The 18,220-nt window shown below is 68.9% G+C and carries 19 protein-coding genes; 10 read left to right on the top strand and 9 right to left on the bottom strand.

Annotated features, from left to right (window positions below; all coding sequences use genetic code 11):
• Positions 1-22: 22 nt before the first annotated feature.
• The 3 genes from sufU (at position 23) to ACWF9G_RS13955 (ending at position 1,476) form a co-directional block, all read left to right on the top strand.
• The gene (gene sufU, locus ACWF9G_RS13965; protein WP_452515565.1) at positions 23-499 is read left to right on the top strand and encodes a Fe-S cluster assembly sulfur transfer protein SufU; all 477 of its coding nucleotides are present in this window, start codon (positions 23-25) and stop codon (positions 497-499) included.
• Positions 499-882, top strand: coding sequence for a metal-sulfur cluster assembly factor (locus ACWF9G_RS13960; RefSeq protein ID WP_379306699.1), 384 nt, complete (start codon positions 499-501; stop codon positions 880-882). The genes sufU and ACWF9G_RS13960 overlap by 1 nt, the downstream gene beginning before the upstream one ends.
• Before the next feature lie 168 nt (positions 883-1,050).
• Positions 1,051-1,476: a DUF4189 domain-containing protein gene (locus tag ACWF9G_RS13955; protein ID WP_452515563.1), complete on the top strand. Its 426-nt coding sequence runs from the start codon at positions 1,051-1,053 to the stop codon at positions 1,474-1,476.
• Between the two features lie 53 nt (positions 1,477-1,529).
• Here ACWF9G_RS13955 and ACWF9G_RS13950 read toward each other — a convergent pair whose 3' ends face one another.
• Positions 1,530-2,159, bottom strand: a complete 630-nt coding sequence (locus tag ACWF9G_RS13950) for a TetR/AcrR family transcriptional regulator (protein ID WP_452515561.1) — start codon at positions 2,157-2,159, stop codon at positions 1,530-1,532.
• A gap of 155 nt (positions 2,160-2,314) precedes the next feature.
• Between ACWF9G_RS13950 and ACWF9G_RS13945 the strand changes: the two genes are divergently transcribed.
• The 3 genes from ACWF9G_RS13945 to ACWF9G_RS13935 all read left to right on the top strand — a co-directional run bounded on the left by ACWF9G_RS13945 (position 2,315) and on the right by ACWF9G_RS13935 (position 4,854).
• Complete coding sequence (locus tag ACWF9G_RS13945; protein ID WP_452515559.1) at positions 2,315-3,538, top strand: PucR family transcriptional regulator; 1,224 nt, start codon at positions 2,315-2,317, stop codon at positions 3,536-3,538.
• A 76-nt stretch (positions 3,539-3,614) separates the two neighbouring features.
• Positions 3,615-4,163 carry an NADAR family protein gene (locus ACWF9G_RS13940; RefSeq protein ID WP_452515558.1) on the top strand — a complete coding sequence of 183 codons (549 nt, stop codon included), beginning with the start codon at positions 3,615-3,617 and terminating at the stop codon, positions 4,161-4,163.
• 190 nt (positions 4,164-4,353) lie between these two features.
• Positions 4,354-4,854, top strand: a complete 501-nt coding sequence (locus ACWF9G_RS13935) for a DUF4189 domain-containing protein (RefSeq protein ID WP_452515557.1) — start codon at positions 4,354-4,356, stop codon at positions 4,852-4,854.
• A 66-nt stretch (positions 4,855-4,920) separates the two neighbouring features.
• Here the strand turns inward: ACWF9G_RS13935 and ACWF9G_RS13930 are convergent, their stop codons facing one another.
• The 6 genes from ACWF9G_RS13930 to ku all read right to left on the bottom strand — a co-directional run bounded on the left by ACWF9G_RS13930 (position 4,921) and on the right by ku (position 10,380).
• A complete protein-coding gene (locus ACWF9G_RS13930) occupies positions 4,921-5,583 on the bottom strand; it encodes a methionine ABC transporter permease (RefSeq protein ID WP_379306690.1) in 663 nt (220 codons plus the stop codon).
• Positions 5,583-6,596 (bottom strand): methionine ABC transporter ATP-binding protein, encoded by a 1,014-nt coding sequence (locus ACWF9G_RS13925; protein ID WP_452515555.1) that lies wholly within the window; start codon positions 6,594-6,596, stop codon positions 5,583-5,585. The genes ACWF9G_RS13930 and ACWF9G_RS13925 overlap by 1 nt, the downstream gene beginning before the upstream one ends.
• Positions 6,593-7,465 carry a MetQ/NlpA family ABC transporter substrate-binding protein gene (locus ACWF9G_RS13920; RefSeq protein WP_452515553.1) on the bottom strand — a complete coding sequence of 291 codons (873 nt, stop codon included), beginning with the start codon at positions 7,463-7,465 and terminating at the stop codon, positions 6,593-6,595. The genes ACWF9G_RS13925 and ACWF9G_RS13920 overlap by 4 nt, the downstream gene beginning before the upstream one ends.
• 132 nt (positions 7,466-7,597) lie before the next feature.
• A complete protein-coding gene (locus ACWF9G_RS13915) occupies positions 7,598-8,857 on the bottom strand; it encodes an NAD(P)/FAD-dependent oxidoreductase (protein WP_452515551.1) in 1,260 nt (419 codons plus the stop codon).
• A gap of 48 nt (positions 8,858-8,905) precedes the next feature.
• Complete coding sequence (locus tag ACWF9G_RS13910; RefSeq protein WP_379306682.1) at positions 8,906-9,451, bottom strand: GNAT family N-acetyltransferase; 546 nt, start codon at positions 9,449-9,451, stop codon at positions 8,906-8,908.
• Between the two features lie 14 nt (positions 9,452-9,465).
• A complete protein-coding gene (gene ku, locus ACWF9G_RS13905; RefSeq protein WP_452515549.1) occupies positions 9,466-10,380 on the bottom strand; it encodes a non-homologous end joining protein Ku in 915 nt (304 codons plus the stop codon).
• A 109-nt stretch (positions 10,381-10,489) separates the two neighbouring features.
• Here ku and ACWF9G_RS13900 point away from each other — a divergent pair, with 109 nt between their 5' ends.
• Together ACWF9G_RS13900 and ACWF9G_RS13895 are read left to right on the top strand one after the other, a co-directional pair.
• Positions 10,490-11,572: a lycopene cyclase family protein gene (locus ACWF9G_RS13900; RefSeq protein WP_452515548.1), complete on the top strand. Its 1,083-nt coding sequence runs from the start codon at positions 10,490-10,492 to the stop codon at positions 11,570-11,572.
• 208 nt (positions 11,573-11,780) lie between these two features.
• Positions 11,781-14,114, top strand: a complete 2,334-nt coding sequence (locus ACWF9G_RS13895; protein ID WP_452515547.1) for an MMPL family transporter — start codon at positions 11,781-11,783, stop codon at positions 14,112-14,114.
• An 81-nt stretch (positions 14,115-14,195) separates the two neighbouring features.
• On the opposite strand, the gene ACWF9G_RS13890 is transcribed toward ACWF9G_RS13895, so the two are convergent.
• Positions 14,196-14,960, bottom strand: a complete 765-nt coding sequence (locus ACWF9G_RS13890) for an SDR family oxidoreductase (protein ID WP_452515546.1) — start codon at positions 14,958-14,960, stop codon at positions 14,196-14,198.
• 147 nt (positions 14,961-15,107) lie between these two features.
• Between ACWF9G_RS13890 and ACWF9G_RS13885 the strand changes: the two genes are divergently transcribed.
• Together ACWF9G_RS13885 and ACWF9G_RS13880 are read left to right on the top strand one after the other, a co-directional pair.
• On the top strand, positions 15,108-16,739 hold the full coding sequence (locus ACWF9G_RS13885; protein ID WP_379306672.1) for an ABC-F family ATP-binding cassette domain-containing protein: 1,632 nt from the start codon (positions 15,108-15,110) through the stop codon (positions 16,737-16,739).
• Positions 16,740-16,971: 232 nt separating this feature from the next.
• Positions 16,972-17,244 (top strand): helix-turn-helix domain-containing protein, encoded by a 273-nt coding sequence (locus ACWF9G_RS13880; RefSeq protein ID WP_379306670.1) that lies wholly within the window; start codon positions 16,972-16,974, stop codon positions 17,242-17,244.
• A gap of 7 nt (positions 17,245-17,251) precedes the next feature.
• Here the strand turns inward: ACWF9G_RS13880 and ACWF9G_RS13875 are convergent, their stop codons facing one another.
• Complete coding sequence (locus tag ACWF9G_RS13875) at positions 17,252-18,211, bottom strand: MvdC/MvdD family ATP grasp protein (protein WP_379306668.1); 960 nt, start codon at positions 18,209-18,211, stop codon at positions 17,252-17,254.
• Between the last annotated feature and the right edge of the window lie 9 nt (positions 18,212-18,220).

The following is an 18,220-nucleotide window of genomic DNA, read 5'->3' as shown; positions in this document are numbered from 1 at the left end:
ACACCGTGGAGTTGCATAAGTCATGCGCATGGAGCAGATGTACCAGGAAGTGATCCTGGACCATTACAAACACCCGCACCATCGCGGCCTTCGGGAGCCGTTCGGTGCCGAAGTGCACCACGTGAACCCGACCTGTGGTGACGAGGTGACCCTGCGGGTGAACATCGACGGCGCGGGCGAGATCGCCGATGTCTCCTACGACGGTCAGGGCTGCTCGATCAGCCAGGCCGCCACCTCGATCCTCGCCGATCAGGTGATCGGGCTGCCGGTGCAGCAGGCGCTGAAGGTGGTCGACTCCTACAGTGAGATGATCTCGAGCCGCGGCACCGTCGAGGGCGACGAGGACATGATCGGCGACGGCATCGCACTCGCGGGCGTCGCCAAGTACCCGGCGCGCGTGAAGTGCGCACTGCTGGGGTGGATGGCGTTCAAGGACGCCGTCGTGCAGATCGCCTCGGCCGAAGATGCCAAGCCTGCCATGGGAAATGGGGAAGCGTGATGAGTGAGACACCGGCCGTCGAAGCCACCGAAGCCGCGGCTCCCGCGGTGGAGCTGACACCCGAGCAGGTCCAGCACCTGGAGGATCTCGAGGAGGCCATGCGCGACGTGGTCGACCCCGAGCTCGGCATCAATGTCGTCGACCTCGGCCTGGTCTACGGCATGTCCGTCGACGACGGGAACATCTGCACCCTCGACATGACGCTCACGTCGGCGGCCTGTCCGCTGACCGACGTCATCGAGGACCAGTCCCGCAACGCGCTGGTCCGCAGCGGCCTGGTCGAAGACCTGAAGATCAACTGGGTCTGGATGCCCCCGTGGGGCCCGGACAAGATCACCGACGACGGCCGCGAACAGCTGCGCGCCCTCGGCTTCACGGTCTAGAACGCTCCGTGCAAGGCCCGGATCCCGGTGGGGGTCCGGGCCTTTTCGGCTTTCCGGAGCGATCGCGGGAATTGTGATTCTGCTCTATTCGATTGTCCAGGAAGCGGTGTTCGGCCATGATCTTGATGCTCCGGCTTTTCGGGGCAATTTCCAGAGGAGATCGTTCGAATGAGTTTCATGGGTAAGGCCGGTTTCGCCGTCGCGGCGCTGGGCCTTGCGGCCGGATCGGTGTTCGGTGCCGGTGCGGCGAAGGCCGACAACCAGTACGCGGCCTACGCGGTGAGTGATCGGGAGTGGGTCTTCGGCGTCGGGGTCAACGCCTCCAGCCGCGAAGACGCCGAAGCCGAGGCGATCGCGAATTGCGGAGCCGGCGACTGCCGAGTCGTGGCCTGGTGGGGCAACGGCTGCGCCGCGTTGGTCGAGAGCGATCAGGGCTTCGCCGTGTCCATCGCCGCCACCCGCGCCGAGGCCGAGCGCGAGGCCTACACCAAGCTGTCGGAGATCACCCCGACCGCTCAGCTGGCCAACTTCGGTTCGTCGCAGTTCAGCGGCGCCGACCTGGTCGACGTGACCTGCACGGCCAACGCACGCTGATCGCCGTTCCGGCCCGGATCCCCGCGGGGGCGGATCCGGGCCTTTCGTGTGTTCTAGACCGGTTCGGGTTCGGTGAGCGAGGCGATCCAGGCGCCGATCATGTCGGCGGTGTGGTCGATGACGACCTCGCGGTCGAGGCCCTCGTCCTCCATCCCGACCGAGCGCAGGGCAGTGGCGAAACCGGCGTTGAGCACGACGAAAGCCATGATGTCGACGTCGATGTTCTTGGTCGGACCGAACAGGTGGAGCAGGTAGAGCTTCATGATCATGCGCAGGCGCGGCTCGAACTCGGGGATACCGCTGCCGTAGAAGTGCAGATCGGCGACCAGCGCGCGCACCAGGGGACCGTTGGCGACCAGGATCTCCACCGCGATCCGGATGATCTCGGCGACGGCGTCACGCGGCACCTTGTTGCCGCCGGTGGTGAGCAGCCGGCTGTATTGGTCTTCGACCTGCAGGAAAAGGCCGTCGGTGAGCTCCTTGACGATCTCGTCGCGGTCGGTGAAATACCGGTAGAGGGTGCCGATGCTCATGCCCGCTTCGGCGGCGATCCGGTTGGTCGAGGTGTTGCCGATCCCGCGGCTGCCGAAAAGCTGAGCGGATACCGTCAGAATGCGGGTTCGGGTTTCCTTCGCGCGATCCTGTTTGGGACGTTTGCGCTGCTTATCGGCGTGCGGTGGCATTCGATGACCTCGGCTGAAAGAGGAGTAGAAGGTGAGCAGTTACTCATCCTAGAGTCATGATCACGAAGAAACCGCAGTGCGGGCCATCACAGCGGTCACGGTGCGGAAGCTGAACCACCACCGGCACGGCCGGCTCGGTGTGGAAGGAGTCGACGATGATGACGGTCCCCGTAGACGGTGCCCCGATGTGGCAGCCGCTGCGCGAAGTCCGGACCTTGACGGGCACGCTCGTCGGCCACTTCGTCGACACCGTGGCGACCTGCCGGACGCTGCCCGGTGACGCGATCTCGGGGGACGTCACCACCGTCACCCGGTTGTGCCTGGAAATCGTCGGTGGGATGCTCGACGGCCGCGACGAGACCGAGCGGCTGAACCGGCTCTCCGTCGCCGCGGCGGGCTGGGCACGCGAGGGCGTGCCGATCGACACCATCCTGCACGCCTTCCACGAGGGTTTCCGGCTCGCTTTCGACACCGTGTTCGACGGGGCCGGCGACGGCGACCGGGCGGGCCTGATCGACGGATTCCGCAGGGCCGTCACGATTTCGGATCAGCTGTGTACGACGGTGACCCTCGCCTACATCCGGGAGCATCGCGATATCGCGGGCGAGCATCACACGGCCGTGCACACCCTCACCTCGGCACTGCTGGCCGGTCAGCCGACCGTCACGATGGCGCGCGAATGCGGGATCGCCGTCGCCGACGCGTATTCGGTACTGGCACTGTCGATCCGGCGCCATCCCGCGCACGACGATCCGCGGGTGAACGCCGCCGTGGTGGCGCGGCGCACCCTGCGCCGGGTACAGGCGGCGCTGGCGCATCATGGCGGCGACCAGGTGCTGTCGCTGCTGTCGGTGGACGGCGGCACCCTGCTGATCCCGGCCGAGCTGATGGACTCGGGTGCCCTCGAGGCCCTGGTAGCCGCCCTCTCGCGGGCGGCCCGCGTTGACGTGACGGGCGCGCTGGTGCCCGCGGCCACCGAGGAGATCCCGTCCGCGGCCGAGCGCGCGCACGAACTGCTCGACATGGTCGAGCGCCTCGACTGCGCGCCCGGCCTCTACCGATTCGGTGACCTGGCCCTGGAGTACCAGCTCACCCGCCCCGGCCCCGGCCGCGCCCGCCTGGGTGAACTGCTGGCCCCGCTGGACAATCACCCCGAACTGTTCGAAACCCTGCGCGTGCACATCGCCAACAACATGAACCGCCGCCGCACCGCCCGCCTCCTGCACATCCACACCAACACCGTCGACTACCGCCTGCGCCGCATCGCCCAGCTCACCGGCCTCGACCCCGCCCAGGGCTCCGGCCTCTGGCAACTGCGCTCCGCCATGATCGCCCGCAGCTTCCACACCGGCCCCACCCCGGAAGCCCGCCTGGCCTAGAACCGGCCGCGAATATCGTTGGCGGACAAGCCACCCGACGGTATATGGTTCATAAGACCAAAACCGGGAGGGGCTTATGACCGTCGACACCGTCGAGCAGTTGTGTCAGTCGATCGAGCAGGGCGCATCGCCGAAGTACCTGCCGTTCTGGGGCCACACCCCGCGGCAGGACGGGACCATAGGCACGAGCTGCCTGAGCCAGTGGTGGCCCGCGGTATTCGTCGTCGACGGCACCGAGTTCACGAGCGCCGAGCACTACATGATGTGGCGCAAAGCGCTGCTGTTCGACGACGAACGCAGCGCGGCCCGCGTCCTCGAGGTGAAGCACCCGAGTGCGGCGAAGAAGCTCGGCAGGCAGATCCGAGGGTTCGACGAAACCGTCTGGGAGCAGGCTCGATTCGAGATCGTGGTCGCGGGCAATGTGGCCAAGTTCGGGCAGGACGACGCGCTGCGGACCTACCTGCTCGGCACCGGCACCCGTGTGCTGGTCGAGGCCAGCCCGGTGGATCGGATCTGGGGGATCGGGCTGGCCGCCGACGATCCACGCGCCGCCGACCCCGCGCAGTGGCGGGGCCTCAATCTGCTCGGCTTCGCGCTGATGCGAGCCCGGAGCATGGTGCGGTAGGCGGGGGCGCGATGGCCCGACTGTGTCGGTGGGGGTTGTTAGTCTGTGACGGACGAACGGACCGGGAGGATTCGGGCGTCGCTACCGGCGAAATCAATTCGGGAAAGCTATTTCTCGATGGTGCGTGTAGCGGTTCATGATTGGTTCGGCTTCGACCGCGAAGCCGATATTTCGATGGGGAGATTCACTGATGTCTGTTGTGGGCAAATATGCCCTGGGTGTGGCTGCCATGTCCGCGGTGGCCGCGTTCACCGTCGTGAACGCCGGTTCGGCCGCCGCGGCCGAGAGCGGCGTGGCGATCGCCGAGGCGCCGGGTTACACCGCTGTCTCGCGTGATGGTGGCTTCCAGGCCGCCGCCGGTGATCTCTATGGCGCGCTGGCGCTGTCGTCGAAGGAAGCCGTGGTCGCTTCGGCGGTCAACTACGGCAGCTGGGCGGCCGCGAGCCAGGCCGCGCTGGCCGAGTGCGGTGTGTGGGACTGCCAGATCGTCGTCGAGTTCCGCAATGCCTGCGGTGCTGTCGCGCAGGGCGCCGACTACCGCTTCGGCTGGGCCTGGGATCACACCCTGGCCGCCGCCGAACGGTCGGCGGTGGACGTGCTGGGAATCAGCGCGCCGCCGTTCCCGGATCCGGGTTCGGCCTCGCCGCGGGCGGCGAGCGTCATCCTGTCCGCCTGCACGGCGAACGTCTGACGAACGAAGGCAGGGGCACGGGCCATTCGGACCGTGCCCCTGCCTCGTCTTCGGTGCTCGAGTTGCTCAGCGGCGCAGCACTTTCCGTGCCAGCCAATTGCCGAAGAACTGCACACCCTGCACCCCGGCGATGATGATCAGCGTCGCCACGATCGTGACTTCCCAATCGAACTGCTGGTACCCGTAGACCAGCGCGAAATCACCGAGCCCGCCACCGCCGACAGTGCCTGCCATCGCGGAGATGTCGACGATCGAGATCACCACGAAGGTGTAGCCGAGAATCAGCGGGCCGAGCGCCTCCGGAATCAGCAGCGTGAGAATGATCCGCAGCGGTCCCGCACCGACCGCGCGCGCCGCCTCGATCACACCGGGATCGACCGTCACCAAATTCTGTTCCACGATCCGCGCGATACCGAACGACGCCGCCACGATCATCACGAACAGCGCGGCCTCGGTGCCGATGGTGGTGCCGACGACCTCCAGGGTGACCGGGCCGAGCGCGGCGAGCAGGATGATGAACGGAATCGGGCGCACCACATTGACGATCACATTGAGCACCAGATAGACCGGCGCGTTCGCCAGCAGCCCGCCCTTGCGGGTGGTGTAGAGCGCCGTGCCGATGACCAGCCCGATCACCCCGGCCACGACGAAGGTCACGCCGACCAGATAGACGGTCGTCCCGATCGCCTCGAACAGGGTGGGCCGCAGCTTCTCCCAGTTGGTCTCCATCAGCCCGCCTTCCGTGCCAGGTCGGCGACCACGCGGTCCAGCGCGTCGTCGGGGCCGTGCAGCGCCAGGGTGATGCTGCCGAACGTCTTGTCCTGCAAGGTGCTCACGCCGCCGTAGACGATCTCGAAGCGCACGTCCGCGGCGGTGGCGGCGGCGAGCGCGGCGCCGATACCGCTGTGGTCGTCGACGTCGACGGTGACCAGCCGGCCGCCGTGCAGCTCCCGCAACCGGTCGAGCTCGGCCGCGTCGGGCCGGTTGTGCAGCACGGTCGCCACGAACGACCGCGTCGGCGCCGCCTTCGGCGCCGCGAAAACATCGAAGGTGTCGGCCAATTCGACGATCCGCCCCTCGGCCAGCACCGCCACCCGGTCGGCGACCGCGCGGATCACGTCCATCTCGTGGGTGATCACCACGATGGTCACCCCGAGTTCGGCATTGATCTTCTTCAGCAGCCGCAGTACCTCGCCGGTGGTCTCCGGGTCGAGCGCGGAGGTGGACTCGTCGGCGAGCAGCAGCGACGGCGAGGTCGCCAGCGCCCGCGCGATCCCGACGCGCTGCTTCTGCCCGCCGGAGAGCTGATCGGGATAGGCGCGCGCCTTGTCGGTGAGGCCGACGAACTCGAGCAGCTCGGCGACCCGCGCCTTGCGTTCGGCGCGCTTCCAGCCCGCCACCTTGAGCGGATACTCGATATTGCCCGCGGCCGTGCGTGATCGGAACAGGTTGAACTGCTGGAACACCATGCCGATATCGCGCCGCAGCCTGCGCACCGCCGACTCCGGCACCCCGGTGATGGGGGTGCCGGAGATCGTGACGGTGCCCGAGGTCGGCTTCTCCAGCGCGTTGATCAGCCGTACCAGGGTGGACTTGCCCGCCCCGGAATAGCCGATCACACCGAAGATCTCGCCCCGCTCGATCCGCAGGTCGATGTCGTCGAGCGCGACCAGCCGCTCGTCGCCGCTGCCGAAGACCTTGGTGACCGAACGGAATTCGACAGCGGCAGCGTCGGAGCTCACTTGTTCGCGCGGATGCCCTGCTGCACCCGGTCGAGGATCTGTTCGAGCTCGGCGCCGGGACGGGTCACGGCGACCGCGGTGTTCTTGGTGACCGCGGCGTGCGCGGCAGCCACGGCCGGGTCCTTCCAGATCTCGACCAGCTTCAGATAGGTCGGGTTGGTCTTGTCCTCGGCGCGGGTGACGATGACATTGATATAGGGCTCGGCGGCCGGGTTCTTCGGATCGTCCTTGTACAGCGCCGAATGCGGGTCGATGCCGGAGCGCTCGAGGAAGGTGTTGTTGACCACCGAGCCGTCGACCGAGGCCAGCGACAGCGCGGTCTGCGCGGCGTCGACCGGGGTCACCCGCACCTTCGACGCGCCCTTGTCGATGTCGGCAGGCGTCGGCTGCGCGGAGGTGCCGGTCAGCTTCAGCAGCCCGGCGGCCTGCAGCACGAACAGCGCGCGGGCCTGGTTGGTCGGATCGTTGGGGATCGCGATCTCACCGCCGGCCGGGATGTCGGCCAGTGCCTTGTGCTTCTTGGAATACAGGCCGAGCGGCACGATGTAGGTCGAGCCGATCGGGGTCAGGGTGTCCGAGCTCGCCACGTTGTACTGGCCGAGGAATTGCAGGTGCTGGAACAGGTTGACGTCGATCTGCTTCTGCGACAGCGCCGCATTGGGCTGCTTGTAGTCGGAGAAGTTGGTGATCTTCAGCGTGATGCCCTGCTCCTTGGCCTTCTGCTCGAAGACGTCCCACGCCTGGTCCTTGTCGGTGGTGCCGATGCGCACCACGGTGCCGGACTCGGCGTCGTCCGCACCGCACGCCGTGAGGGTGAGGGCCGCGGTTGCTACCAGTACCGGGATCGCCAGTACCCGACGGAATTTCACTTGATACTCCCGAATTGCTCGCTATTGGTGAACCCGGTCATCCAAGCCGGGGCCGCCGACCTGCGACAACGGTTTACGTTGCCTCGAGCGAAACCCTCGCAAACAGTGGGACGTCCGTCTAATTTGCGGACATCAGTCGCGCAGGTATTCGTGGACCAGCATGACGGCCATCGATCCCTCGCCGACCGCGGCCGCGACCCGGTGGCCGTTGAAGGCGCGCACGTCGCCCGCGGCGAAGACGCCCGGCACGGTCGTCTCGAGGTGCAGCGGCGGCCGGGTCAGCGGCCAGGGTGAGTCGGCGCCCGCGACGGTCGCGATATCGGGTCCGGTGAGCAGGTAACCGCGGTCGTCGCGGGCGAAACCGGGGCCGAGCCAGGCCGTGGCGGGATCGGCGCCGATGAAGGCGAACAGCCAGGTGGCGGGAACTTCTTCCGTCGCGCCGGTCCGCCGGTGGCGCAGGGTGAGGCGTTCGAGATGGGTGCCGCCGGAGGCGCCCGCGACCTCGGTGCCCGTGCGGACGTGGATCTCCGGGATCGACGCGATCTGCTCGATCAGAGAGGTCGACATCTCCGTGGCCAGCGATTCGCCGCGGACCAGCAGGATCACCCGGCGGGCACAGCTGGCGAAGTAGACCGCCGCCTGGCCCGCCGAGTTCGCACCGCCGACGATGTAGACGTCGGACCCCGCGCACAGCGGCGCCTCGGTGAGCGCCGAGAAGTAGTACACGCCGCGGCCGGTGAAATCCTCGACACCCGGTGCGTCGAGGGTGCGGAAGGTAGCGCCGGTGGCGATGATCGCCGCCCGCGCCGAGACGGTCGTGCCGCCCGCGCAGTGCGCGGTGACGTCCTCGTCGGTGGCCTCGAGCGCGTCGGCCCGCAGGCTGATCACCAGTTCGGCACCGAACTTGCCCGCCTGGCGCCGGGCCCGGTCGGTGAGCACGGCGCCGGAGATCCCGTCGGGGAAGCCGAGATAGTTCTCGATGCGCGCGCTCAGCCCGGCCTGCCCGCCGATCGCCCAGCGCTCCAGCAGGACGGTGTGCAGTCCCTCCGACGCGCCGTAGACGGCGGCGGCCATGCCCGCCGGACCGCCGCCGACGACGAGCAGGTCGTAGCCGCCGGAGCCGGGTGTGGTGTGCAGCCCGACCCACTGGGCGAGTTGCTCCTCGTCGGCGGGTTTCAGCACCCGGCCGTCCGAGGCGATCAGCACCGGGGTGTCGTCGGCGGCGAACCCGTGCGCGGCCAGCAGTTCGCGGCCGGTCGGATCGGTGGGTTGCACCCAGCGGCAGGCGATCTCGTTGCGGCTGAGGAAGGTCCGGACTGCCGCGCACGCGGGCGACCACATGTCGCCGACGACGGTCAGCGCGGGGGAGTCGTGCGCATCCTGCGAGGCCACCCGTCGAGAATAGGCCGGACCGGCGGCGATGCCGGGGTGGCGCTCCGGTCAGCGGCGCGGGTGGTCCACCGACAGCCTGCCGCGGCGGATGAGATCGTGGCGGGTGTTCGCCGACATCGGCGGCAGCGGCTGCTCGCCGCTCGCCTCGTCCGGGTTCGGCCGCACCAGCAGGGTGACGGTCGCGGCAGGCACGAAACCGGTGCTGGTCATCAGCGCCGCCGAGGCGCTGTTGCGGTCCTCGACATCGGTGACGATATGGCGTGCCCCGCGCGCGAACAGCGCCTCCGAGCACACGTTCACCAGCCGCCGGGCGATCCCGTGGCCCTGCATGTCGGGCGCGACCGCGATCCACTCGAGGTAGGCCCAGTCGTCGCGGTGCTCGAACTCCATCGAGCCGAGCACGAAGCCGACGACCCGGTCGGAATCCAGGGCGACCCAGCAGGCGTTGTCCGGGCTGTCCAGATGCTCGGCGACGGCCGTGAGCGACCACGACGTGTACGGCTTGGTGGTCGTGTCGAACACCTGGTGGCCGAGGTCGAGGACTTGACGCAGATGTCCCAGCCCCATCGGCACGACGACGATCGAGGAGTCCATAGCGTCAGTGTGCCCTACGCGCCCTTGCGAGTCGCGGTCTTGCCTGCCGTGGATTTCTTCGCCGCCGCCTTGCGCGGCGCCGCCTTCTTGGCCGTTGTTTTCTTGGCCGCCTTCTTCGGGGCGGGCGCGGCCTCGGTGTCGCGGCGGCCACTGGCTTCGAGGCTGCGCTGCAGCGCGGCGACCAGGTCGACGACCTCGGCGTCGGGCTGTTCGGCGGGTTCGGCGGCCGCGGCGGATTCGACCTTGCCCGTACCGCTGGCGATCGCCTCGTCGAGGAGTTTCTGCAATTCGATCTGATATTCGTCGGTGTATTCGCCGGGATCGAAATCACCCGACATCGACTCGACCAGCGTTTCGGCCATCTTCAATTCCTGCGGACGCGGTGCGGGCGCCTCGTCGAGCGACGGGAAGTCGACGGCACGCACCTCGTCGGGCCACAGCAGCGTCTGCAGGACCAGCACGCCGTCGCGCACCCGCAGCGCCGCCAGCCGGGTCTTCTGCCGCAGCGTGAAGTGCACGAGCGCGGTCTTGTCGATGCGTTCGAGGGTGGCCGCCAGCAGCTGGTAGGCCTTGGGCGTCGCCGAATCCGGTTCGAGGTAATAGCTCTTGTCGAACAGGACGGGGTCGATCTGCTCGGACGGCACGAATTCCAGCACCGGTATTTCGTGTTTCTCCGCCGCGGGGAGTTTCGCGAAATCGGCGTCGGTGAGGACGACCTGGTCGCCGTCGGGGGAGACGTAGGCCTTGTCGATGTCGGAATACTGGACCGATTTGCCGCACACCTGGCAGACACGGTCGTATTTGATCCGGCCGCCGTCCTTGGCGTGGACCTGATGGAACCGAATATCGTGGTCCTCGGTCGCGGTATAGACCTTGACCGGGACATTGACCAGCCCGAAGGCGATCGAGCCTTTCCAGATCGATCTCATATGGCCATAATTGCCGAAATGTCGCCCGGGGGCGAGGCAACGCCGCTGAACCGGTGCCCCTCCGTGACGCGGCGGTGCTTGACATCGTTGCGTCTGATCCAATGGCCGGGTGGACGCCGAGCTGATCATCTGCGGACTCGGCCCGGCGGGCCGGGCGGTTGCCCATCGCGCGCTGGCCCGCGGCCGGGCCGTCACGGTGATCGACCCGCATCCCGACCGGGTGTGGACGCCGACCTACGCCGCCTGGGCGGACGAACTGCCGGACTGGCTGGATCCGGCCGTCGTCGCCGCGACCGTCGACGGGCCGACGGCGTTGGGCGTGCGGGAGCATCGGATCGACCGCACCTACCAGGTCCTCGACACCGCGGGATTGCAACGGTCGCTGACCATCGACGGCGCGGAGGTGATCGCCGACCGGGTCGTCGACCTGGACGCGGGCTCGGTGCGGACAGCGAGCGGATTGTCCCGCACCGGCCGGGTGATCGACGCGCGCGGACTGGCCAGGTCACCGCGCCGCGCCGAACAGACCGCCTACGGCATGGTCCTGCACCGGGACACCCGTGCCCAGCCGACCCTGTTCATGGACTGGCGGCTGGACAACGGTGCCGATCCGGACGATCCGGCGTCGTTCCTCTACGTCGTCCCGCTCGGCGCGGACACGATGCTGTTCGAGGAGACCTGTCTCGCGGGCCGCCCCGCCCTCGGCCCCGACGTCCTGCGACACCGCCTGGAACACCGCCTGCGGGCACGCGGCATACCCGTCACCGGTGCGGAACCGGTTGAGCGGGTGCGCTTCCCGGTGCAAGGGGGCAGGCCCGGTCATGGCCGGTTCGGGGCGGCCGGTGGCCTGACCCACCCCGCCACCGGTTACAGCGTCGCCGCCTCGCTGAGCGCGGCCGACCTCGTCGCCGCAGGCACGACGCCGTGGACGGCCCGAGGGCGCACCGTGGCCGCCCTGCGCCGGGCGGGTTTGCGGGCACTGCTGGCCATCCCGCCGCGCGATGTCGCTGTCTTCTTCGACGCGTTCTTCGATCTGCCCACCCCACTGCAACGGTCCTACCTGTCCGGACACGACGATCTGCGCGGCACACTCGCGGCGATGCGCGCACTGTTCGCCGCTCTACCTCCGCGATTGCGCCGCACCCTCGCGATGTCGGTGGCCGGAATCGGCCCGGCACCGGCCGGGGTGTAGCGGGCCGGTCGCCGGCCTGCATCGAAGGGTGTGCGCGCGGTCACCCCGGGGCCCGGCGGCACCGCCACGAAGTTGCTACCATCGCTGCGCGAACGCGCCCACCCGCCAACAGGATCGGGCCGGCGAGGCGGACCGGCCGGAAACACCCGAGCCCCCGCGCGTCGACGTGCGTGCCGCACAGTTGCGTGACGAGTTAGGGGAATATCCGGTGTTCGAATTCACCAAGCGGCGCAGCTGCTGGGTGCTCGGCGTTTTCGCAGTGCTCGCGCTGGTGCTCGGCGCACTCGGCGCCACGCTGTTCGAGCGGGTGGAGGGCGGCGGATACACCGACCCGGGCAGCGAATCAAGCAGAGCACTCCAGGTGCTGCGCGAGGAGTTCGGGCAGGCGCCGCCGAATCTGCTGCTGCTCGTGGAGACCGAGTCCTCGGTCGAGGACCCCGAATCCACCGCGGCGGCGACGGCACTGGTGGCCAATCTGCAGGAGCGCGACGGCGTCACCGACGTGGTGTCCTACTGGACCACCCACCAGCCCGCGCTGCGCAGCGTCGACGGCAAGCAGGGCCTGATCGTGGCCAGCGTGCTCGGCAGCGAACGCGAGATCGACCAGCGCGTCGCCGCGATCGCCGCCGAACTGACCGGAACGCAAGGCACCCTGCAGGTCAGGGCGGGCGGCTTCGCGATGCTCATGCACGAGACCGTCGAGCAGAGCAAGACCGATATCGCCAAGGGCGAGGCCATCGCGTTCCCGCTCACCCTGATCGCGCTGCTGTTCGTCTTCGGCGGCCTGGTCGCGGCGAGCCTGCCGCTGCTGGTCGCGCTCGGCACCGTGCTGACGACGATGGGCGCGCTGTGGCTGCTGACGCTGTTCACCCCGCTCTCGGTCTCCGCGACGAACGTGGCCACCCTGCTCGGCCTCGGCCTCGCCATCGACTACAGCCTGCTGATCGTCAACCGCTACCGTGACGAACTGTCCGAGGGCCGCACCCCGGCAGGCGCGGTCGCGACCACCCTGCGCACCGCGGGCCGCACCGTCGCGTTCTCGGCGCTGACCGTCGCCGTCGCGCTCGCCGGCCTGCTGTTCTTCCCGCTGCTCGCGATCCGGTCCATGGGTTACGCGGGCATCCTCGTCGCGGCACTGGCGGCCCTGGTCTCCCTGACCGTGCTGCCCGCGGCGCTGCTGCTGCTCGGCCCGCGGATCGACAAGGGTCAGCTCGGCTGGTGGTTCCTGCGGGCGCCGCGTCCAGCGCCGGGTGAGGGCGCCTGGCACAAGCTCGCCACCGCGGTGATGCGCAAGCCGATCCCGATCGGGCTGACCGTGACCGCGCTGCTGCTGCTCCTGGGCGCACCGTTCCTCGGCGTCAAGCTCGGCTTCCCGGACGAGCGCACCCTGCCGGAGTCGATGAACTCCCGCCAGGTCACCGAGATCGTGCAGCGCGACTTCGGCGAGAGCGACCAGAACACCCTCGTCGCTGTCCTGCCCGAGAGCGCTTACAGCGCAACGGGAATCGATGCCATCGCGCGCGACCTGTCCGACCTCGACCATGTCCGCCGCGTCGACACCGCCACCGGCAGCTACGCCCAGGGCGGCCTGCTCACCGCCCCCACCGCGGCGAACGCGCACTTCCGGGCCGACCGGGCCGTCTACCTGTCGGTCGTGCCCGCCACCTCCGACAGCGACGCGCTGGCCGGGCTGGTCGAGCAGGTGCGCGCGGTGCCGACGCCCAGCGAGCTGCTGGTCGGCGGTGTCGCCGCGGCCAATGCCGACTCCATCGCCGCCATCGAGGACGAATTGCCCTGGGCGCTCGGCTTCGTGGTGCTCGTGATGCTGCTGGTGCTGTTCGCGCTCACCGGCAGCGTCGTGCTGCCCGTGCTGGCGGTGGTCCTCAGCGCGCTCAGCCTCACGGCGACCTTCGGCGCGCTGGTGTGGATCTTCCAGGACGGCCATCTGTCCGGGCTGTTCGGTTTCACCGTCACCGGTGACCTGTCGGCCACCGTGCCGGTGATGCTGTTCGCCGCCGCCTTCGGGCTCGCGATGGACTACCAGGTGTTCCTGCTCTCGCGGATCCGCGAGGAATTCGACCGCACCGGCAAGAACGAGACCGCCGTCGCGGTGGGGCTGGAACGGATCGGGCGCATCGTCACCGCGGCCGCGATCCTCATCTCGCTGGTGTTCCTCGGCTTCCTGGCCTCCGACATCACCTTCATGAAGGCGTTCGGGATCGGCCTGCCGCTGGCGGTGATCGTCGACGCCACCCTGGTGCGCGGGTTCCTGCTGCCCGCCGCGATGAAGGTGCTCGGCGACGCGAACTGGTACGCGCCGGAATTCCTGCGCCGCCTGCACGATCGCTGGGGCCTGGACGAGGGCGGTGCGGGCCGGTCGCTGAATCGCGATGTCCCGGTGCGTGATCCCCTCGGTGTCACCACCGGCAAGCCGGTGACCACGGACGTGGAGATCGTCGTCAACGATCCGCTCGCGCGAGCGGAGGCGGCACGGGCCAAGGAAGACCTGGCCGCCGCGGGTCGTGCCGAGACCGCGGACTGACCAGGCGGGGTCTGTCGAGAGCTGTTGGGTGACACCGGTTTCGCTTCGGACCGGTGTCGCCCTTCGCGTTGTCCGGGAGGCTCAGATGCCGCCGGTGGACAGCAGTCCGCCGTCGACCCGCACGCAGTCGCCGGTGATCCACGCGGCCTCGTCGGAGACCAGGAACGCGATCAGCCTGGCCACGTCCTCCGGGACGCCGAGCCGCTTCAACGGGTAGGCGCTCGCGGCCCGCTCCTCGTCCGCCGAGTACAGCGCGTCGGCGAACTTGGTCTTCACCACGCCCGGCGCCACCGCGTTGACGCGAATGTTCGGGCCCAGCTGCCAGGCCAGCTCCTCGGTGAGCCGGATCAGCGCCGCCTTGGACGCGCCGTAGGCCGAGATGACACCGGAGGACCGGATGCCCGCGACACTGGCGACGTTCACGATCGCGCCACCGTGCTCGGCCATCCACGCCCGGTACGCCTGCTGGACGTAGCCCAGCGAGGCGACCACGTTCACGTCGAAGATCTTGCTGACCCCGCCCAGGTCGGCGTCCATCAGCGAGCCGTACACCGGGTTGATGCCGGTGTTGTTGATCAGGATGTCCAGCGAACCGAACTCGGTGACCGCCCTGGCCACGGCCTCGGCCCTGGCGTCGGCATCGCCCGCGTTGCCCGCCAGCGTGCTCACCTGGCCCTTGTGCCCGAGGGCGCGCAGCTCGGTCGCCGCGGCCTCGAGCGGCTCGGGCTTGCGCGCGGTGATCAGCACGTTCGCGCCACGGCGCATCAGTTCGGCGGCGGTGGCAAGGCCGATGCCGCGGCTCGCTCCGGTAACGAGGGCGGTCCGGCCTAGGAGATCGGTAGTCATGCGACGAGAGTAACCAGGCTCACACCGGGCGGCGCCGGTTCGGTGGTCGAGTTCGAGGACGGTAAAATGAGTGGTTCTTGCCGAGACCGACGGTGCACGATGGGTCGGTTCGGCGGCCACCCTTTTTTCGACACGAGGAGATTCCCTGTGATCACGGCGACCGACCTGGAGGTCCGGGCCGGAGTCCGCACCCTGCTCTCGGCCCCCGGGCCGGCGCTGCGGGTGCAGTCCGGCGACCGGATCGGACTGGTCGGGCGCAACGGCGCGGGCAAGACCACCACCCTGCGCATCCTCGCGGGCGAGGGTGAACCCTACGCCGGAAAGATCGTGCGCTCCACCGAGATCGGCTACCTGCCGCAGGACCCGAAGGAAGGCGATCTCGATGTGATCGCCCGCGACCGGGTGCTCTCCGCCCGCGGCCTGGACACCCTGATCCGGGACATGGAGAAGCAGCAGGTGCTGATGGCCGAGGTCGTCGACGAGAAGGAACGCGAGAAGGCGATCCGCAAGTACGGCCGCCTCGAAGACCAGTTCTCCTCGCTCGGCGGCTACGTCGCCGAGAGCGAAGCGGCCCGCATCTGCAACAGCCTCGGTCTGCCCGACCGGGTCCTGGGCCAGCAGCTGCGCACCCTCTCCGGCGGTCAGCGCCGCCGCATCGAGCTGGCCCGCATCCTGTTCTCCGCCTCCGACGGCTCCGGCGGGCGCTCCGATCGCATCCTGCTGCTCGACGAGCCGACCAACCACCTCGACGCCGACTCCATCACCTGGCTGCGCGGGTTCCTGCAGAACCACGACGGCGGCCTCATCGTGATCAGCCACGATGTCGAACTGCTCGAGGCCGTGGTCAACAAGGTGTGGTTCCTCGACGCGGTGCGCGGTGAGCCCGACGTCTACAACATGGGCTGGAAGAAGTACCTCGACGCCCGCGCCACCGACGAACAGCGCCGCGTCCGCGAGCGCGCCAACGCCGAGAAGAAGGCGAGCGCGCTGCGTCAGCAGGCCGCCAAGCTCGGTGCCAAGGCCACCAAAGCCGCTGCGGCACACCAGATGGTGCGCCGTGCCGAGCGGTTGATGTCGGAGCTCGACGACGTGCGCGTTGCCGACAAGGTCGCCCGCATCCGCTTCCCCGAGCCTGCGCCGTGCAGCAAGACCCCGCTGATGGTGAACAACCTCACCAAGCTCTACGGGTCCCTGGAAATCTTCACCGGCGTCAACTTCGCCGTCGACAAGGGCAGCCGCGTGGTGGTGCTCGGCCTCAACGGCGCGGGTAAGACGACCATGCTCAAGCTGCTCGCCGGCGTCGAGACGCCGACGTCGGGCGGGGTCGAGCAGGGCCGCGGCCTCAAGGTCGGCTACTTCGCCCAGGAGCACGACACCCTCGACGACGAGGCCTCGGTGTGGGAGAACATCCGGCACGCGTCCCCGGACGCGGGGGAGCAGGAGCTGCGCAGCCTGCTCGGCGCCTTCATGTTCACCGGTCCCCAGCTCGACCAGCCCGCGGGCACCCTGTCCGGCGGTGAGAAGACCCGTCTGGCCCTGGCCGGGCTGGTGTCCTCGGCGGCGAACGTGCTGCTGCTCGACGAGCCGACCAACAACCTCGACCCGGTCTCGCGCGAACAGGTTCTCGAGGCGCTGCGCACCTACGCGGGCGCCGTCGTCCTGGTGACCCACGACCCGGGCGCGGCCGAGGCGCTGAACCCGGAACGCGTCATCCTGCTGCCCGACGGCACCGAGGACCACTGGTCCAACGAGTACGCGGAGCTGATCGACCTCGCCTGAGCCGTCAGGGCTCGGAGGCGGTAGCGCAGCGTCACCACGCAGGGCCCCGGAGTCAGGCGGCGATCAACACAGCCTGAGCCCATCGGCGCCCAAAACGGCGGTGTGTCGCGCGTGAAACGCTGTGTCGCGAGGGAACTCGCGGGTCTCAGGTGAGTTTCATCACTGTTTTCGTTGATCACCGACTCCGGAGTGTCTAGCCTGGAATCAGCTGCTCGGCGACTCGGAGGAAGCCATGAGCGACAGTGCGAGACAGGCCGCTAGGTCGGCCAAGGGCAAGGCGACGATCGGCAAGACAGCGCTGGGAAAGGGCACCCGGGTCACGGGCAAGTCCCGCGACCGGTTGCAGTCCCAGCTGAAGAAACAGTACGAGGCGGGAGCGAGCATCCGCTCCCTGGCCAGGTCCACCGGCCGCTCGTACGGCTTCATCCACAATGTGCTGGTCGAATCGCACGTCGAGTTGCGCGGCCGCGGCGGCGCCAACCGGCGAAAGAATCCGGCCGACTGAGGCGGGCTCACCAGTCGGCGACGGCACCGTCCCCGCGGACGAGCAGGTTCGCCAGGCTGGTGAACAGCGGCAGGCCGGTCTTGATCTCCAGATACGCGAACTGGCCCTGCGGGTTCACCTCGAGGAAGTAGTACTCCCCGTCGCTGCCCAGACGCAGGTCGACGACGCCGAAGCTCAGCCCCAGCGCGCCCATCAGGGTGGCCAGCGACTTGCTGACCGAGGCGGGCAACCGGTCGCGCGTGAACCCCACCGAGGTGTCGAGCCGGGAATCGACCCGCCCGGCCCCCGCCTGCGAATCGATGCGCACCGTCCACTCGACGCCGTCGACCCACACCACCCGCAGATCGCAGCTGGCCTCGACATAGTCCTGGAACGTGGTGGGCGTCGACCGGATCGAACCGAGCCTGCTCAACTCGGACCCGGTGATGATCCGGGTCTCGGAGAACTCGCCGCGGCCGGTCCCCGTGCGCTTGTACACCACTGGGCCGGAACGGGATTCGACGAAACTGCGGGCCTCGTCCGGATCGTTGGTGATCAGCGTCTCGGGAATGGTGAAGCCGGCCCGCTGCGCCGTCTCCAGCTGCACGATCTTGCGGCTCGCGGTGCGTTCGGCGGCCGGATCGTTGACCCAGTACGCCGGGATCGACCACAGCATGCCCTGCAGGAACCCGTCGCACTCGGCCTGGCGGAACTCGTCGTCGGCGACGCGAACGCCGTGCGGCACCCGGCACGGGTGCGGCCTGCGCCACCACACCGCGCGCACGTCGTCGAGGCCGTGGATATGGGCGAGCGCGCGGTTGGTGCCTGCCTTGTCGAGCCGGAAACTGCCTGTCTCGGTGGGGAAGTCACGCAGGTCGAGCCGGATCGGGTCGAGCCCGTGGTGTTCTCGCAGGGTGGCGGCCAGCGCATCGGCGTGCAGGTCGTCGGTTTCGGAGACGATGAGCACCGCGTCGGTCGCGCGTTCCATGATGGTGGG

This window comes from Nocardia sp. NPDC055029, from assembly GCF_053608525.1.
Note: the sequence above shows the minus strand (reverse complement) of the source record. Positions and strands in the feature narration are given on the sequence as shown.

Coding starts and splice junctions, on each gene's coding strand:
- sufU (WP_452515565.1), top strand. CDS start 23: ATGCGCATGGAGCAGATGTACCAGGAAGTGATCCTGGACCATTACAAA.
- ACWF9G_RS13960 (WP_379306699.1), top strand. CDS start 499: ATGAGTGAGACACCGGCCGTCGAAGCCACCGAAGCCGCGGCTCCCGCG.
- ACWF9G_RS13955 (WP_452515563.1), top strand. CDS start 1,051: ATGAGTTTCATGGGTAAGGCCGGTTTCGCCGTCGCGGCGCTGGGCCTT.
- ACWF9G_RS13950 (WP_452515561.1), bottom strand. CDS start 2,159: ATGCCACCGCACGCCGATAAGCAGCGCAAACGTCCCAAACAGGATCGC.
- ACWF9G_RS13945 (WP_452515559.1), top strand. CDS start 2,315: ATGATGACGGTCCCCGTAGACGGTGCCCCGATGTGGCAGCCGCTGCGC.
- ACWF9G_RS13940 (WP_452515558.1), top strand. CDS start 3,615: ATGACCGTCGACACCGTCGAGCAGTTGTGTCAGTCGATCGAGCAGGGC.
- ACWF9G_RS13935 (WP_452515557.1), top strand. CDS start 4,354: ATGTCTGTTGTGGGCAAATATGCCCTGGGTGTGGCTGCCATGTCCGCG.
- ACWF9G_RS13930 (WP_379306690.1), bottom strand. CDS start 5,583: ATGGAGACCAACTGGGAGAAGCTGCGGCCCACCCTGTTCGAGGCGATC.
- ACWF9G_RS13910 (WP_379306682.1), bottom strand. CDS start 9,451: ATGGACTCCTCGATCGTCGTCGTGCCGATGGGGCTGGGACATCTGCGT.
- ku (WP_452515549.1), bottom strand. CDS start 10,380: ATGAGATCGATCTGGAAAGGCTCGATCGCCTTCGGGCTGGTCAATGTC.
- ACWF9G_RS13890 (WP_452515546.1), bottom strand. CDS start 14,960: ATGACTACCGATCTCCTAGGCCGGACCGCCCTCGTTACCGGAGCGAGC.
- ACWF9G_RS13880 (WP_379306670.1), top strand. CDS start 16,972: ATGAGCGACAGTGCGAGACAGGCCGCTAGGTCGGCCAAGGGCAAGGCG.
- ACWF9G_RS13875 (WP_379306668.1), bottom strand. CDS start 18,211: ATGGAACGCGCGACCGACGCGGTGCTCATCGTCTCCGAAACCGACGAC.